The 16,502-nt window shown below is 70.1% G+C and carries 4 protein-coding genes; 2 read left to right on the top strand and 2 right to left on the bottom strand.

Annotated elements, in window-relative coordinates; translation table 11 throughout:
- Positions 1-15: 15 nt before the first annotated feature.
- Together AC0685_RS13580 and AC0685_RS13575 are read left to right on the top strand one after the other, a co-directional pair.
- A complete protein-coding gene (locus AC0685_RS13580) occupies positions 16-13,041 on the top strand; it encodes a toxin glutamine deamidase domain-containing protein (protein WP_478225782.1) in 13,026 nt (4,341 codons plus the stop codon).
- Positions 13,038-15,236 carry a YrhB domain-containing protein gene (locus AC0685_RS13575; protein WP_478225781.1) on the top strand — a complete coding sequence of 733 codons (2,199 nt, stop codon included), beginning with the start codon at positions 13,038-13,040 and terminating at the stop codon, positions 15,234-15,236. Before AC0685_RS13580 ends, AC0685_RS13575 begins: the two co-directional genes overlap by 4 nt.
- Here AC0685_RS13575 and AC0685_RS13570 read toward each other — a convergent pair whose 3' ends face one another.
- Positions 15,237-16,157 (bottom strand): DUF6177 family protein, encoded by a 921-nt coding sequence (locus AC0685_RS13570; RefSeq protein ID WP_478225780.1) that lies wholly within the window; start codon positions 16,155-16,157, stop codon positions 15,237-15,239.
- A complete protein-coding gene (locus tag AC0685_RS13565; RefSeq protein WP_478225779.1) occupies positions 16,142-16,498 on the bottom strand; it encodes a hypothetical protein in 357 nt (118 codons plus the stop codon). The genes AC0685_RS13570 and AC0685_RS13565 overlap by 16 nt, the downstream gene beginning before the upstream one ends.
- Positions 16,499-16,502: the final 4 nt, after the last annotated feature.

The raw sequence follows: 16,502 nt of genomic DNA, 5'->3' as shown, positions 1-16,502 counted from the left end.
TCGGCGCTCGCGGTCATGGAGGACAAAGGCCCGCCGTCGGGCGATTTCTGGAACTTGATCCTTTCCGAAGGCGGCGAGTCCGCGGACTTCTACTACCCGCCGGACAGCGCGGTCCACGCGCACGAGAAGGCCGAGGCGTTCAAATCGGGCGCGAACCACGTGCGGCAGGCCGTGACGGCCACGAACGACATCGTGACCCGGCTGCACAGCACCGCGTGGCGCGACAGGGGCGGCGCGAGCATGCGCGACCTCGTCCAGAACAACAACAACGGCGAGAACGGCATCATTCAGATCGCCACCGGCCTGGATTCGATCGGCGGTGCGTACGAGTCCTACGCGAACCTTCTCGTCGACATCAAGAACAAGATCCACGACACCTACGACCGCAACCACCTGATCTACATCGCGCTGGGCTGCAATCTGCCGGGAGTGAGGAGTTACTACCGGCGGAAGCTGGCGGAGGGGGTGGCCAAGGACCTCGCCGACATGATCCGCGAGACCGCGCACAACATGCTGAATCCGCAGGGGGAGGTGGACACGACACCGCACGACGGGTTTTTCGGCGGCCTCTGGGACTCGGCGGTGGTCCAACTCGAAGCGCTCGCCGGGCTGGCCGGTTTCGGCGAAGGCGGTTTTTCCCTCTACACCGCCCAGCAGGCATGGGGAAACCTCGGCATGCTGGTCGGCGGCGCGGTGCTGTACGGCCTCGACCCGAAGCTGGGCGAGTTCGTCGACGACAAGCTGTTCAAGGGCGTGCTCGGTGACACGCTCACGGAATTCGGCAAGAACTTCATCGCCTACGACGAGTGGAAAACCGACTGGAAGCACGCCCTGGGTTACACCACCGGCAACGTCGTCGGTCTGCTCGGAACCCGTGGCGTCGGCGCCGGGATCACTCGCGGCGCACGCGCATTGGGGAAAGGGGCGAAGGCGGCCGACCTCACCGGATTCCCCAAGGGGCTCCACAAGGTCGGTGACGTGGTCCGCGAGGCCAACCTCACCGGGGTGGCGAAATACGGTCTGGGCAAGGCGGCCGATGTCGTCGACGGTTACCGGAATTCCCGCCGGGGAGACGATGGCGCGCCCGGTGCCCCCCACGTCAAGGAATCCTCGCCCGCACCGAGGCCGGAGGACCCGGGGCCGGCCGGGACGCGCCCGGCCGGCGATCCGGGCGGGAACCCGCCGCCCGGCCCCAAACAACCCGCTGGTCCGCCGGGCGGAACCCCCGTGGAACCACACGGGCGAGGACCGGACGGCCCTGGGAACCAGCACCCCGGTGGCGAGCGGACTCCGACCGTTCCGGACCGGGAAGGCTCTCCTGTGCACCGGCCGGAACAGCCGGTCCAGCATCCTTCCGAGGCGGCGACCCGGAAACCGCCCGAGGTGGACACGCCATCGAGGGAGGTACAGGGAAGCCGGCCCGCGTCCCACGTGCCGGAGGAGTTCCAGCGCTCGCCGGGCGGCACCGTTCCCGAACACGCCCCGGAGCGCGGGGCGCCGGCCGCGGACGCGGCGAAGAACGAAGGTGTGTCTCCCAGCCCGCGAGGCGCGGAAAGCACGGCGCCGTCCATGAACGGCCGGGGCGAGGGCGCTCCGGCCCCGATGTCGCGCGAGGTGTTCAGCCACACCGATGTCATGAACGCGACGCGGGGATCGGAACCGGTGATGCACCGGGTGGTGGAGCGGGATCTGCTGGATTCCGCCCGTCCCGGCGCCCAGCGGGCCGTCGATTCCTGGTTCGGCAAGGAGGCCGGAGCGGGCAGGACCCCGCATCGTGGGGACACGCCTCCGCCGGGGCCGCCGCCCGGAGCGGACAAACCGGCCAAGGCCGAACCGTGGGCCGAAGCGGCGAAGCAACGGCAGGACCTGCGGAACATGCGGGAACTCATCGACGCGGCGGCCCGTGAGGAGCGAGCAGCCGAGGCGTCGCGTGTCGGTGAGGCCGACAAGCCGGGCGGACGGACGACCGAACCGGCGCCCACACGTGAGATCAGCGCCGCCGAACGGGCTCGCTGGGAGCAGACCTGGGCCCACTTGGACGAGGTGCGCCCTCGGCTCGACGAGTTGCATGAGCGGCAAGGAGGCCTGCCGGGCGAGGCTTCGGAGTCCCTCAAGTTGATGGACAAGCTGCTGATGGGCGGGCTCACCGAGGCCGCGAACAGGGCGGGCTGGGACGCTCTCGGGGCGCGGATGAGGGAAGGAACCGGTCCGGCCGCGGCGGTGCACGGTGCCGAGTCGTCGGGCCGCCGCTTCGACGGGATGTGGCGCGACCTGGAGGGGCTCAAGAAGGAGCTGGACGGGTTGCTGGAGAAGGCCCCCGCACCGGGCGCGCGGACCGAGATACCCATCGGGCCGAGGGAAAGCGTCGCTCCGGAACGGGGGCCGTCAACCAGGACTTCCGAACCGCCGAGCCGAACCGCCGCCGAGCCTGCCGGGCAGCCTCGTGGCGGCGGGCCGCCGGTGTTGTCCCCGCCACGGGAGCCGGCCGGGTTGGCGGATCCCGCGGCCAAGGCGGGCGCGCTGGATCTGGCCAGGGCCGAGCGGCTGATGAAGGCGGACATCGAAGCCGCTTTGAAGCATCCGGGTGAGCCGGTGTCCGTACGTCCGGTCAACGCGGCGGAACGCGCCCGGTGGGAGAAGGTGTCGGCCGGGTTCGACGAGGTGCGCCCTCGCCTGGACGAGTTGCGGGACAGGCACGGTGGGCTGCCGAAGGAGGCTTCGGAGTCCGTTCGGCTGCTGGACGACATGATGTTCGGCGGCTCGGGCAAAGAGGCCGAAGGACTCGCGGGCTGGCGGTCACTGGACGAGTGGGTCAAAGGGGAAACGCGGTCCGCGCACGGCGTCGAATCCTCGGCCAAGCGGTTCGACGAGGTGTGGTCCGACCTGAAGGGGATCAAAGCCGAACTCGACGGATTACTGGAGAAGGCACCTCCTCCGGGGACACGGGCGGAGGGACCGATCGCTCCGAGGGAAAGCGCCGTACCGGAACGGAGCCCGGCGCACAGATCCGTCGACGCGCCGACTCCGGAACCGGCCGGACGGCCTCGTGACGGCGGGCCGCCGGTGCTGTCTCCGGCCCGGGAGGTCCGGGATCCGTTCGGAATCGTGGATGCCGTCAACAAGGCCAACGCGCTCGAGCGAGCGGCCGCTGAACGGATCATCAAGGAACAGATAGCCGCCGCCGAGGCTCCGCGTGCCGTCGAGGTGAAGCCTGAAGAGGCCGTTCCTCATCGCCCGCTCAGTGAGGGCGAACGCGTTCGATGGGAGTCCGCGCGGACGACGTTGGACGAGATGAAACCCCGCTTCGGCGAGCTGAGGGAAAAATGGGGCGAGATGCCGAAAGCGGCGTCGGATTCCTTGCGTTTGCTGGACGAGTGGTCGGGTGGCGGGCTGACGGAGGCCGCGCGCGAGACCGGCCGGCATTCCCTCGTGGACTGGGTTCGAAACGAAGGGAAGCCCGCGGAAGCCGGGTCGCTGCGGAAGCGGTTCGACGAGCTGTGGCCCAACCTGGACGGCCTGAAAGCCGAACTGAACGGTTTGCTGGAGAAGGGGCCCGCGCCGATCCACGGCCCGCGAGCCGAGGGCGTGCCCCGGCTGAGTGTCGTCGGTCCCGACCACGGTTTGCCGCGCGCCGTCGGCGACGGCGTCGTCCCGCCCGCGGCACGAGGGCTCCAGGATTCGCCAGGGCTGAGAGGAGAGACCAAACCGGACCGGCCCCTGGTCGGCTTGCCCTCGAACACGGGGGAAGTGAAGGTCAGCCCAGCGGAGAAGCTCGATCTCCTGGGATCGATGGTGCACGACTTCCGGGCAGGGCGGATCGACCCGTCGTCGGGCCCTTTCCTCCGGGCCTTGACGGATCAGCTCGGTGCGTGGCTGGACCAGCGGGCCGTGGGACAGCTCGACGTGGGGCCGCCGACCAGAGCCGTGCACGACGAGATCGTGCAGTCGCGGAACCGGCTGGTCACGATGGCGGCCGAACTGCGCGGCGCGCCGCACGTGGAGCCCATACCCGCGAGCCATGGCGGCCGGCCGGGGACGCTGACCGCCCACCTTCGCGAGGCGCGGGCCGCGCTGGAAGAGCTGAAGACGGGCACGCTGAAGTTCTTGCACGACAACAGGAGCCGGTTCGATACGGACCTGCCCGCGCCTTGGTCGGCGGAGGCGCTGGCCCACCTCATCGACGAGGAACGCGGACGTGCCGCCCAGCCCTCTTCCGTAACCGAGCCGCGAACGGCACACCCGTTGCCGGACAAGGCGATCATCACAAATCCCGACGGCACCATCGAGCCGGTGCGGGAAAGTCCGGTGCGCCCTTCGCAGCCGGAGCGAGGAGCGCCGCCGGTACCCGGTTGGACCGAGGTCCCGGCGGTCGGCCGACCCGTGACTCCCGACGTCGGCAGGCCGGTGGGGCCGGTGCCCGGCGACCCCGAGATCTGGGTGCCCGGCGAGCCCGCGCCCCCAGGCCCCGGCTTTCCCGAGCCGCCGTCCACGAACCCGGTCCGGCCAGAACCTGCACCCGGCCCTCTACCAGGCGCTCCGAAAGAACCGGTGCGGCCTCCCGAGCGGTCTCCGGAGATCGCGCCGCCCGAAACCGAGACCCCGGTCAGGCCGCTCACCCCGTTCGGTCCCGCGCGCCCCGATCCGGAAGACCCGGCGCGGCCGTTGGAGATCCAGCCGTTGCCCGGTTTCGTCGGCGACCGGCCGGGGGAACCCGGCGACCGGCCACCGGTCCCTGTCCGGCCGCTGACGCCGGGTGGACGCGAACGCCCTGGCCCGGAAATCCGTACCGACGTCCCGATCGAGCTCCGCGATCCCGAAGTCCCGCCGGAATTGTCCGCACCGGATCCGGACGTGAGCGGCCGTCCGCCGTCCGCCGCGCCCGACCCCCGCTGGCCGTTCCCGGCACCGCCACGCGCGGCCTCCGATCCGGAACCCCCGGCCGAGCCCGTCGACGAAGCACGGGAGACCCATCTCGACAAGGTGGCGCTCGGGCTGGAGCCCGGCCGGGATCTCACCCCCGACGAGCTCGCGAAGCTGGCGGCGCGGGACGTCCAGTCTCCGGAGCTGCCGGTTCTTCGCCGCGCGCTCGGCGACCTCCTGGAGAGGCTCCGGAATTCGTTCCCCGACGACTATCCCGCGATCCTCGCGGATCTCGCGAACGACAAGTACCCGATGGAGGAACGGATCCTCCTCGCGGGCAGGTACCTGGATCTCGTGGCGCCGAAAAGGTCCGGTTCACATCCGCCGGACGAGCTTCCGAGGCAGGTCGAAGAGGCCGCCCCGAAGGCCGTCGCCCGATTGGACCGAGAGGTCGCCGATGGCCTGCTTTCGAGCGAGGAAGCGCAGCGGCGGGCGGAATCGTGGGCGGGTTTCGTCGCGCGGGCCGCCGAGGTGCGGAAGGCGATCGCCGCTGCGGAAAGCACGGGGGAGGTGCGGCCCCTGCTGGACGAGCTCCGCGCCTTCAGCGAGTCTTTGCGTGCGTACGCCAGGGAACACGCGGATTCCGCGGTTCCCGCGTGGGTGGAGATCATCGGCTTCGACCTCCTGGATCCGCACCGCATGCGGTTCCTGCAGCCGTCGGTGACGGCGAGCGGCCGATTCGACGCCGTGACCCGTGCGATCGTCCTGCACTGGCTCGAAACGATCTTCGGCAGGCCGGGAGCCGATTTCGTGCAGCGCATGCTGGACAACGTGGTGCCGTGGGAAAAGGAGTCCCTCGAAAAGCACCCGAGGCGACCGGAGATCCTGGACGCGCTGGCGGAGGCTGGTGAACTGCCGCGTCACGGGGTCGCCCTCCCGGAGCTGGGGCTGGGCCTGGTCCGGCCGCGGATCGGCATGGGTGAGTTCCTCACCACCCTGCTGCACGAGTTCGCCGTCCACCTGCTGCAAGAGCCGAAACCCGCCGTGCCGCCCGGAAACGCCGCCGCGGCGTGGCTCGATGCACTGCTCCATGCCTCCCACGAGTTCCAGGGCCGAAGCGGCGAATTGCTGGCCGTCGAGGCGTTGCGCGCCGCCGCGGAAACCTCTGTCGTTCCTCGGGAGCTTCGTGGCGAGGTCGTTCCCGTCGGCCTGAGGATTCCTTCGGGCGACTGGGATTCCCACTGGATGAAGCGCGTCGTCGATCTCGAGTTCGGTGGCCTTCCCGAAGCCCGCCGGGCGACTTTGCTGGAGCAGCTGCGAGCCATCGGATTCGATCACGAAAGCGACATCGCCCAGATCCGCCAGGCCGTCACCGACGACGGGCATCCGCCGATCCTGACCCCGGCGATCCAGGCGTTCAAAGCCGATCCTGCGGCGTTCACGGCCAAGTATCCGCCGCCGCCGGTCGGAGGGTACGGCGGTCCGGTGCACGTGCCGTGGTCGGACCCCATGATCGACGGACCCGGTCGTGGGCACGGACTTCCCTTCGAGCAGGACCCCCGGCGGCGGCCGCGGCACCCGCAACGGCAGGCACCGCATCCGCCGCGGCGCGGGGCACCCGTCGCGGAACCGTCGACCCCGCCCGGTCTGCCGGCCGAGCTGAAGCCACTGTGGACGGTATTGGGAGCCGAAGAACAACGGGCTCTGGCGGATCTCACCGCCGAAGTGGGCCCCAGGGGCGGACTTCCCGTGCTGAAGAACTTCACCACGTTGCTGGCACGGAAGAACGGTTTTCCGGAGGAAGCCGGCGCGGCCCTCGCCCACTGGCTGGCGCGGGTCGCACCGCCGACCGGCCTGCCCGCCGAATGGACCCTGGTCTGGCACGCGCTTCCGGGTGCCGTGCAGCAGGCGTTCTCGACGTTGATCGCGGCCGTCGGCGCCACCGCGGCGACCGGGGAGCTGGCCGACCGGATCGCGGGCCTGACCACGAGTGAAGGCGGGATCCTCGAACAGATCTTGGACCTGCTGGGATACCCGGAGCGGGTCGACGTGCTCGGCAGGCAACTGACCGACTCGGTCGTCCCGCTGTCGGCGGGCGTGCCGACAGCGGTTTGGGCGGTGTTGACCGATGTCGAGCGGAGCGCGCTCACCGACATCGGCCGCGTGGACGGTTTGAACGCTGTCGGGACACTGGCCGGTTTGACCGCGGCTGTGGCACGGCACGACAAACCTCCGGCCGCCGCCGAACTGCCCGCGATGCTGACGTCTTTCCCGCCGGAGACGCGCCGGGAACTCACGCGCCTGTTGACCGGCTTCCTCGGCCCTGGTGCGGCGGAACCCCGGCCACTCGCGCCGGCTCCACCGCCTGCGACCTACGCTCCGGTACCCATCGAGGCGGGCAAGCCGGTCACCGGGAAGACGATTCCCGCGGCGGCCGAGCAGGCGTTGTGGCGTGTGCTCCCTGAAGCGGTGAAGGCCGCCGGAATGACCATCGTCGGCCAGTACCCCAGGTCGGTCCTGCTCGCGGATCCGGACGGCCGCAGGTTCAGCGTCGTCCTCGACGGTGCCGCCGACCTCGGTGACGCGACCGGCCAGTGGTCGATTCCCCTGCGCTACTCGGGGAACGACCTGATGGGCACCATCAGGATCACGGCGTCGAGCCGGATGCCCGCCGATCTCGCGCTCCGCGTGGTGGTGCACGGTCTCGCCGCCGGGTACGGGAGCCTGACGGGCGACCGCGCCGCCGACCCCGGTGCGAGGTTCCTGAGCCCGGAAGGGAATCTGGACGCGACACCGGAACCGACCCCCGCGGACCGGGGTTATCTGGCCCAGCTCGCCGTCCTGGACCGCGCGCTCGATGGCGCCAGGTGGAATCCGCCGAAGCGAATCCGCCTGCGCAAGGAAATCCGCGAAGTGCTGGCGAAGCTCGGCCTCGATCCGAACCAGGCGAACAATGGGTACCGCCAGGCGGCGCTGGAGAACGATCCCGTCAGGTCGGTGGTCACGCGCCATCTCCCGTCGACGGTGAGGAGCGACTATCCGCTGACCGGGACCCATGTCGCCACTGGTCTCATCACCGGATTCCTGCCCTCCGGCAGCGCGGCGGCGGTCTTCGCGGCGTCGGGCTCGCCCGCCAGCGGGATCGCCTGGGGCGTCTTCGGCCTGGTCAACGCCGTCTACAACGGATTCCTCGCCCGCGAGTGGGAGATCAAGAAGGACGAGCAGATCGCCGAGGCGCGCAAATACGACGCCAGGGCGCGCGAGATCGACGCCGCCGCGGCACCAGCCAAGCGGGTGCGTTCGTTGCTGGAGATCCTGGGCTGGGCACCCGAAGACGGTCCCGGTCCGCCGGAGGGCAAGCCGATGAGCGAGCAGACGATGGGGCCGAGGCCCGATCTCGCCCAGCCTCTCGGCAAGCACGGTGCCCGGTTCAGCGTCCCGCCGTTGGCGTCGCTCGCGGCGGGGACCGCGGTCGCCGCTCCCTTCGAACTCTGGGGTAGCGGGATCGGGCTGGCGTCCTGGCTCAGCCTCCTCGTGTACGCGGCGGGTGCCGCGGTCTGGCTGCCCTTCGCCGAACGCGCGCGCACGCGGGTCCAGAAGGGAGAGGAACTCAAGGAGATCGACAAGCGGGCCAGGGGACTGGACAAGGTCGAGGCGGCTGTCTATGCCGCCATGGGGCAGCGACTCGGTTTGGAGCGGCCACCCGAACCGAGCGAGGTGCCCGATCCGGACGATGTCCACCTGTCCGTGCCTGAGCTGAGCCTCGCGGCCAATCTGCCGGATTTCGTCCAGTACGTGAGCGAGATCCTGCGGCGAGGACTGCGGCCGACCGCGGCGGGCACCTTCGACAACTCCGCGCCGCCGGCCCAGGAGTTGACGTCGCCCCAGGAGCCGACGTCGGTACAGGTGTTGACGCTGTTCCAGGTATTGGCCACCTACGGGGACGGGAAGAGCCTGCACCGGAACTCGGCGCCGCCTGCCCCGGAGTTGACGCAGGCCCAGGAGCTGACACTGTTCCAAGCGTTGGCCGCCTACGCGGACGGGGAGAGCCTGCATCGGAACTCCGCGCAGGCCTATGACTTGACGCTGTTCCAGGCGCTGGCCGCTTACGGGATCGGGAAGAGCCTGCTCATGTTGCCGATCGCGATCTGGCAGTTGAATCAGCTGGATCAGCGCGAACTTGAGTACACAGTGGACAGAAGGTTCTTCGACGAGCGGGACATCCGCCGGTTGATGAGGCGGGACGTGCTCGCGGAGCGAATGGAGTTGCTCGACCGCGTCGAGAAGCTGGTCAATCCTCCGAAGCCCAGCCTGTGGCGACGGCTGCGTGAGGCGATTCCTTTCGTCGGGCAACCTCGGCCGGAGCCAGTGCGCCCGGTCGTGCCCGGCGAGCCGGCCACCGAGACACGGCCCGGGTTCACCCCACGTGCCGAGTTCATGAAGACCTACACGAGGCTTTCGGTCGGCAGCGCCGGGGTGACCACCGGGTTCGTGGAGTTGTTCGGTGTCAGCCATTCGCTGGCGATGGCCGCGCTGACGGCGGGCTTGTCCGGGCCACTGATCGGCTGGCGCAAGTGGTGGCACCGGAAGAACGAGTTGGAACTCGGCGACAAGAACATCGCCGAGACCAATCAGGGGAAGGCGGCCGAGCGCGCGGCGGTACAGAACGCCGCGTCGGCTTTCTCGGACTCCCAGGTGATCATGGCCGCCGCGACGGTGGCGGCCGAGCTGGAGCGGCCCGGCCGGTCGGTCGCGCGCCAGGCCGTCCCGGCGAGGACGGTCGTTCCGGAGTTCACCGCGATCAAGATCAAGGCGCACGAGTATCCCTACGGTGACTGGGCGAGCGCCTATCAGGACGCGCTTCGGGAGCTGAGGCCTTCCCTCGACGCGGAGGCGGCCCGGCTCGATCCGGATGAGCCCAACCGGGACTGGGGTGATCACCGGACGCTCGGCGAGCGACGGGTGGCGATCGAGAAACTCGTCGCTCTCGCCGAACGGGCGGCCGGGTACCTCGACGCCTATTTCCGTACGGGGAAGGGGCTACCGGTCTGGGAGGCGAACGCCGACCTGGCCAACGCCATCGACCACTACAACTGGCTGAATTCGCCGGGGTGGCCGAAGGAACTGGACCCGGCGCCGGACGCTCCCCGCCGTCCCGGCGACGACCCTGAGGCGAAGAGGGCCGAGGAAGCCGCCGTCAGACATCTCCAGTACCGCGATCCACCGGTCCGGAGGAACTCGATCGACCACCAAGGAGGGTGGCAGGGCTCGCCCGAACAAGGGCGAGGACGTCCGGGCGACGCCGGCCGGGCCTACGGTGCCGGGGACGGTCGCTATATCGACCCGTTGATCGGCAGCACGGAACTGCACACCCTGCCGGCGATCCACGCCGGTGTCCCGAGCGCGGGAAAGTACGGCATCGCGCGGTACATCCGGGAACACCACCCCGAATTACCTCGCACGAACCCGAACTACCACGCTCCCGACGCGTACCTGGACGGCTACTGGACCAACTGCACCCGCGACGTCGTCTATTACGTGCGGAGGCTGCGCGGCGAGGACGTGACGGCTCCGCCACTCAGCCCCGAGGACTCTGTCGTCCTGGGCACTCTGGAGTACATCTCGGAGCGGCTCGGCGGGATCTGGGAGCACGATCACGGTACGAGTTACGACAGTGTCATCGGCGCGATGATGGACCGGCCCCCCGGCGCGATGGCCGTGCTGGCCATGGAATACCGCGGGGAGAAGAACGAGATCAAGCGGCATGTGGCGCTGGTGGCCAACGACGAGGGCCGGATCGTGTTCCTCGACCCGCAGGACGGCTGGCTGCTGAGCCTGCCGGAGAACCCGATCAAGCTCGACCTGCTGCCCTTCACCGATGCGGACCTGCCCCCCGTGGGTGTGCCGAAGGGCGCCCGGCCGCCGAGAGGAGATCTTCACCTGCCGGAGCCGCGACTATCCCCGGAGCCGGAACCCCTGCCCGAGCCTCGGGTCGTCGTGGTTTCGCCGGAGGGAACCGCCCAGTTCCGCTCACTTCTCGATTTGGGGAGGGAACAGGGATACAACGGCAAGGACGACGTGTCGCTCGGCTCGGCCGAGGTCGAAGCGGTCCACGCGCGGGAAACGGGCCACGCCGCCTACCGGGAGACCGGGAATCCGGCGGCACCCGTGCCGCACCAGGACTCCGCGTTGTTCCGGACGACGGCCCGGAACGCGCTGCCGGCGATGCACGCGAAGACCGTGATCGGCCGTTGGGCGGCGGCCGTGTCCTACCTGCGCGCGCGGCATCCCCAGCTTCCCGCGACCAATCCTCACTACTACGCACCCGACGCCCTCGACGACGGATACCTGACCAACTGCACCCGTGCTGTCGTCTACTACGTGCGGCGTTTGCGCGGCGAGGACGTGACGGCGCCGCCGGTGCCGCTGGACCGGCTGCTGGAGATGTCCAGCCTGGAGTACATTTCCGATCGGCTCGGCGGGGCCTGGGACCACGGTCATGGCACGAGTTTCGACAGCGTCGTCGCCGCGATGACGGACCGGCCGGTCGGGGCGCTGGCCGTCATCCACGTGACCTCCACCGAACGCGGTGGATCGGTCCGCGACCATGTGGCGCTGGTGAGCCGGGACGCGAACGGTGTCGTTTTCCTGGAGCCGCACAACGGCTGGCTGATGCGCTTGCCGAAGCGGGTGACCGGAATCGGCCTGCTGACCTTCACCGACGCCGAACTGCCGCCGCGCGGTCGCGCCGCCATCCTCACGGAGGCGGTCGCCGAAGTCGCGCGGCGCGGGGCCGAGGCGATCCTGAGGGAGAGCGTGCTGGCACCCCGTCCCGGTCCGATCGACCTGACCGACGCGCAGTGGACCTCGGTCCGGACGGTGCGTGGAGGCATCGTGTCGTTCCCGGACAGTCCGCCCGTGCAGTCCGTCCCCGCGTCGCCCGAAGACCACGACCGGCTGGGCGACTTCGCCGACTGGCTGGCGAAAGCCGCCGGTGGCACCGCCGTCCGTCGTGACGAGGCGCCGGAGGCCCCCGACCTCGCGACCGCGTTCGTGGCCTTCGACAAGGTTTCCTGGGCTTATCAGGCCTTGGACGTCGTCCGGGAGCGGCTGGGTACCGAACCGATGGAGATCGTGAGCCTCGACGACCGGTTCGTCCGGCCGCGCCACGACGGATACCGCGATCTCCGGCTGGTTCTGCGGATGCCGAGCGGCCACCTGGCCGAACTCCAGTTGCGGCTCAAGGCCATCGAGGAGGTCTTGGAGACCGCGCGGGTGCTCGACGAAACCGTCGGCACGCTGATCGGCCGGGACGAAGACCGGACGCGGCCGCTGTCCCGTGACCAGGAGGCCTTGGAGGTGACGATCCTGCGGCGGCAGGCCGAATTGTTCGACGAGGCGACGAGGCGAGGCCTTCCCCCACCTCCGCCGCCGGGGCCGGAAACCTTCGGGGACGCGGCCGAGGGCGCCGTGGTGGCGGCCGAACCGCTGGACTGCGTCGAGTTCGGCGACGGCCGCCAGAGCGCCAACGCCACCTATCACCTGACCTACGCCGACCATCCGCGAACGATCTACAAACCGGCCTCGGGCGAGACCCGCGCGCTGGGAGGGCATCTTCCCTTGGCAGGGCAGGGATATCGTGAGGTCGCCCTGTACCGGTTGGCGCGAGCCGTCGGCTCGGACGCCGTCCCGCCGACCGCGTACATCGACGGGCCGCTGGGACCCGGCTCCGCCCAGGTGTGGCGGGAAGACGCCGGTCCCGCGGTGGAGGTGGCGGCCTATCCGCGCGAACAGCAACAGTTGATCGCGTTCCTGGACTACGTCGCGGCCAGCCTGGACAGAAGCGCGAGTGACTGCTTGACCGGCCCCGGCGGGGAAGCGATCGTGATCGACAACGGTCAGTCCTTCCCGGACTACGCCGACCCGCTGATCGGGATCAGGTCCGGCTTCGTTGCCGCCTGGTTCGACGTACCGTTCGACGCGGAAGTGCTCGCGGCGGTCCGGATGATCGACCCGGCCTGGCTGGTACGGATGCTCGTCGCGACCGGCATCGGCGAAGAGGCGGCCGAAGCCGCACGCGAACGGCTGGAAGAGAGCCAGCGGCTGGGCAGGATCGCCGGGCAGACGTGGCCCGCCCGCATCTGGGACCACGAGTGGAAACTGGTGAGGGAGTTCAAGTGACGGAGACGGCGGGAGGACTGATCATGCGGGCTTCCGAGGCGATCGCCAGGGTCGAACAGTGGCTGAGGGCGGGAAATCCGGTCGATTTGACCCGCGGGAAGCACGCGGTGCGGGTCGACCACGAAAGCCTGGTGCGGATCCCGGAGGGCTGGTTCGTGCCCTACGACGCGGTTCGAGCGCTGGATGGCGGCGAGCGGCTCGCCGCCCTCGTGCCCAAACCCGCGTTGATCGTGCGCGAGGACGGGAGCCTGCGCCATCCGGATCCCGGCCCCGACGGCACCGGGCCGAGTATCGCGGTCACCGTCGCCGGTCAGGAGGACTGGCAGGAGATCGTGGAACCCGAGTTCGCGCGCAGCGGGGTGGCCCATCTGGGGGTCCCGGCCAGCGCCGTCATGGCGTGGCGCAACCGCGGCCCCCGGGGTGGTGAGATCCGGGTCAACCCGCATTACCGGCTCGGTCCCGAACGACTCGGTCATCCGGCCATGGACACCACCGCGGAGCACCTGCTCGGCTGCCTGGAGACAGGGCGGTTCGACCGGCCGCGCTACCTGGCCGGTCTGCTGACCGCGGAGCTCTACTGCCCTGTCGATCACCGGACCGAGCAGCCTCTTGCCCCACTATGGCAAGAGAATCCGCGCACGATGACGATGTTCAGTTCGCGCAGGCGGCTGCCGCCCGGCACCTCGAAATGGGTGCGAACGGACGTGCTGTCGTTCGCCGTGGAGTTCCCCGGAACCGGGTTGTCGATCAATCCAGGCTCGTTCCCTTCGGACGTGGTGACCGAAGGCGAACTCACGCGAACCCGTGAGCAGTGGCCGAATTTCCGGGCGGTCGTCCGGGTCGTGGAGGTTTCACCCGAGTACTCCAGGGAAGTGGCGGAGACAGCGGAAGGGATCCGGGTGGAACTCGGGCTCGCCGAACCCGTCTCCGGGCTTCCGGAAGCGGCGGCCAAGGCCAGGGCCGCGGGGTTCGAATTGTCCACTGAGGACTGCAAGCGGTTCGTCCGTGGCCGGGGCTGGGAACAGCGCAACCGGGTGGCGCACGCCGGTGTCGACTCACCGGACGACGACGTCTCCGGTCAGCGGTGGCCGTCAGACCTGCGGGCCAACGGCCTGGTCGCGGGATACGACGCGGCCGGGCGGATCCGGCCGCACGCGGCGACCTCCGGCAAGTTCTTCCGCCAGGACGTCGACGGCGCGGGATTCGCCTGGCACCGTGTCGCGGGCGCGTTCGCCGGATTCGCACTCGGGGAGTCGCTTGGTTCGGCCGTGGACACCCTGAGCCTGCCGGAGATCCGCGCGCGGTTCGGCGAGGACGGCGTCCTCGAACCGACCGGGGCGATCGGCCCGCTGACCCGGCGATTGCTGTTCCACACCGAGGGTTTGTTGCGGGGGCTGCCAGCCCGGTTCGGCGAGGCGGCCCCGGGCGGGCTGATGGCGTTGAGCGCACTGTCCGAGCAGCGACGGCTGGACGCCCAGCGGGGAGAGCGCGACGGCTGGCTCTCCCATGTCCCCGAACTGTGCGTTCCGGGAGAAGACGCGCCGCCGACCGGGGACGACGTCGCTTTTCTCGTGCCGGGAATGGTCGCGGCGCTCTGCGGTGGCGGGCCGGAATCCGACGCGGACACCGTGGTGCGAGTGGGCCGCCTGCTAGCGGCGGGTGGAGGCGCCGACGGCCCCACCGCCGAAGCCGCCGGGGCGGTCGCCGCGTTGTTCGGCCGGTTGTTCCGGCGCGGGGAACAGTCGCCGCCGCACGCTGTGCTCCGGGAGATCGTCGAGAGGGGCTCCGTCCGCGGCCCGGTGACGGACGCGCTGGCCAACGCGGTGCGCGCGCGGACGGAACTGGTCCGCACCGATCCCGAAGAACTCGACGCCGCGGGCAGGGGAGACACCGCCGTCGGCGCACTCGGCCGGGCCATGATCGCGGTGACGCGCCGGTTCTTCGACCCCCAGTGGGCCATGCAGGCCGCTGTCGACCATTCCGGGCGTAGCTCGATCACCGGGGCGATCGCCGGCGCGGTGATCGGCGCGAGGGTCGGGATCCCCGGCCTGCCGTCCGGCTGGCTCGACCGGCTCGACCTGGCCGACCTGGTGGAAACCGTCGCCGGGGACGCGTTTTGGCACTTCTCGGCGCAGCCCCCCTCGGAGGACCGGCGCTATGCCGCGGAATGGGCCCGGCGATACCCGCGTAACTAACTAGGCGCTGTCCTGCGCCGCGGCACCGAAGTGCCGAAGGATTTCGTCGAGTTCCTCGAAGGAGGAACGACGACCGGAGTCGAGCCGGAACCAGGCTGCCTCCCATCCCTCGCCGCCGTACATCTTCACTTCGGCGTCCGGAAGAGCTACCTTCCGGACGCCGATTTCGTGTCCGATGAGGATTCCGTAGGGCACGGCGGGCATGGTCGGCGAGCTGGAGCGCAGGCCGTCCCACCTGCCGGGGTGGACGGCGACCAGCATCTGCCGGACGAGCGGGGCAAGCGCCGCGGCCAGCGTCTCGACGGCCTCCTGCCGCACCGTACCGGCCGCCGGTCCGCCGAGTTCGATCTCTTCGAGCACACCGCCATCCACTGTGGACACGCGCAGCCGTCCGGCGATACCGGGGCCCACGACGACCAGCCCAGTCGGTTCAGGAGAGCGGCCCCGGCAGAACGCGGTGAGATCGGCCGCCGACCAGGGTTCGGTCGCAGGCTCGGCGACACCCCAGCCGGCCGGCTCGGCGCCGGCGAGCACCGCCATGGCGGCCTCGACGATCTTGCCGAGCCGGAGCGGCTCACCGGCCGGGTGGAGGGCGGTGATCTGGACTTCCAGCTCTCCCGAGCTTCCAGTGCCGCCGACTGGGGAAGGCGCTGCGTCCTCATCGCGCTCGAACCGGCCGCCGTTCCCGGTGAGCGTGACTCTGCGATGCCTCCCCTGATCGTCGCGCACCACCCACTCGCCCCCGATCTCCGAGAGCAGCTTTTCGAGCGGATAGGTGATTCCACTGTCTTCGGCGGTGACCACCTGGAGCGTCCGCCCGGACTCGACCGCCGCCCAAGCGGCGTCGATCAGCCTGGGGGAGGCCGGGACCACGGTGCGGAACTGCTCGAAGACCAGCGCTTCTCTCAGCGGTTCGACCATGACAGCCCTCCGGTCCCGGCGACCAGCACCGTGGTGAACATTCTGGCGACGGTCTCCGCTTCAGGATCGCCCTCGGGAGCGTGGACTTCCACCCACCACACCGGATGCGGCACCTCGACGTCGTCGCCGATGCCGAGCACCCGCCGTGCTTCGCCGTCGACCCGGACCAGGTGGACGTTTTCGACGGTGGCCATGAGCCTGCCGTCGGGGTGGAGCAGCCGGATGAGCGGCGGCTCATCCCGGAAGTCGGCCCGCAGTTCCTCGCCCGCCGCCGCCAAAGCCGGGAGGACGGTGGCCGGGCCGGGTTCGTCGCGGCACAGGCCGATGATGTCGAAGGTCATGCCT

The organism is Amycolatopsis sp. NPDC043889 (genome assembly GCF_056435645.1).
Note: the sequence above shows the minus strand (reverse complement) of the source record. Positions and strands in the feature narration are given on the sequence as shown.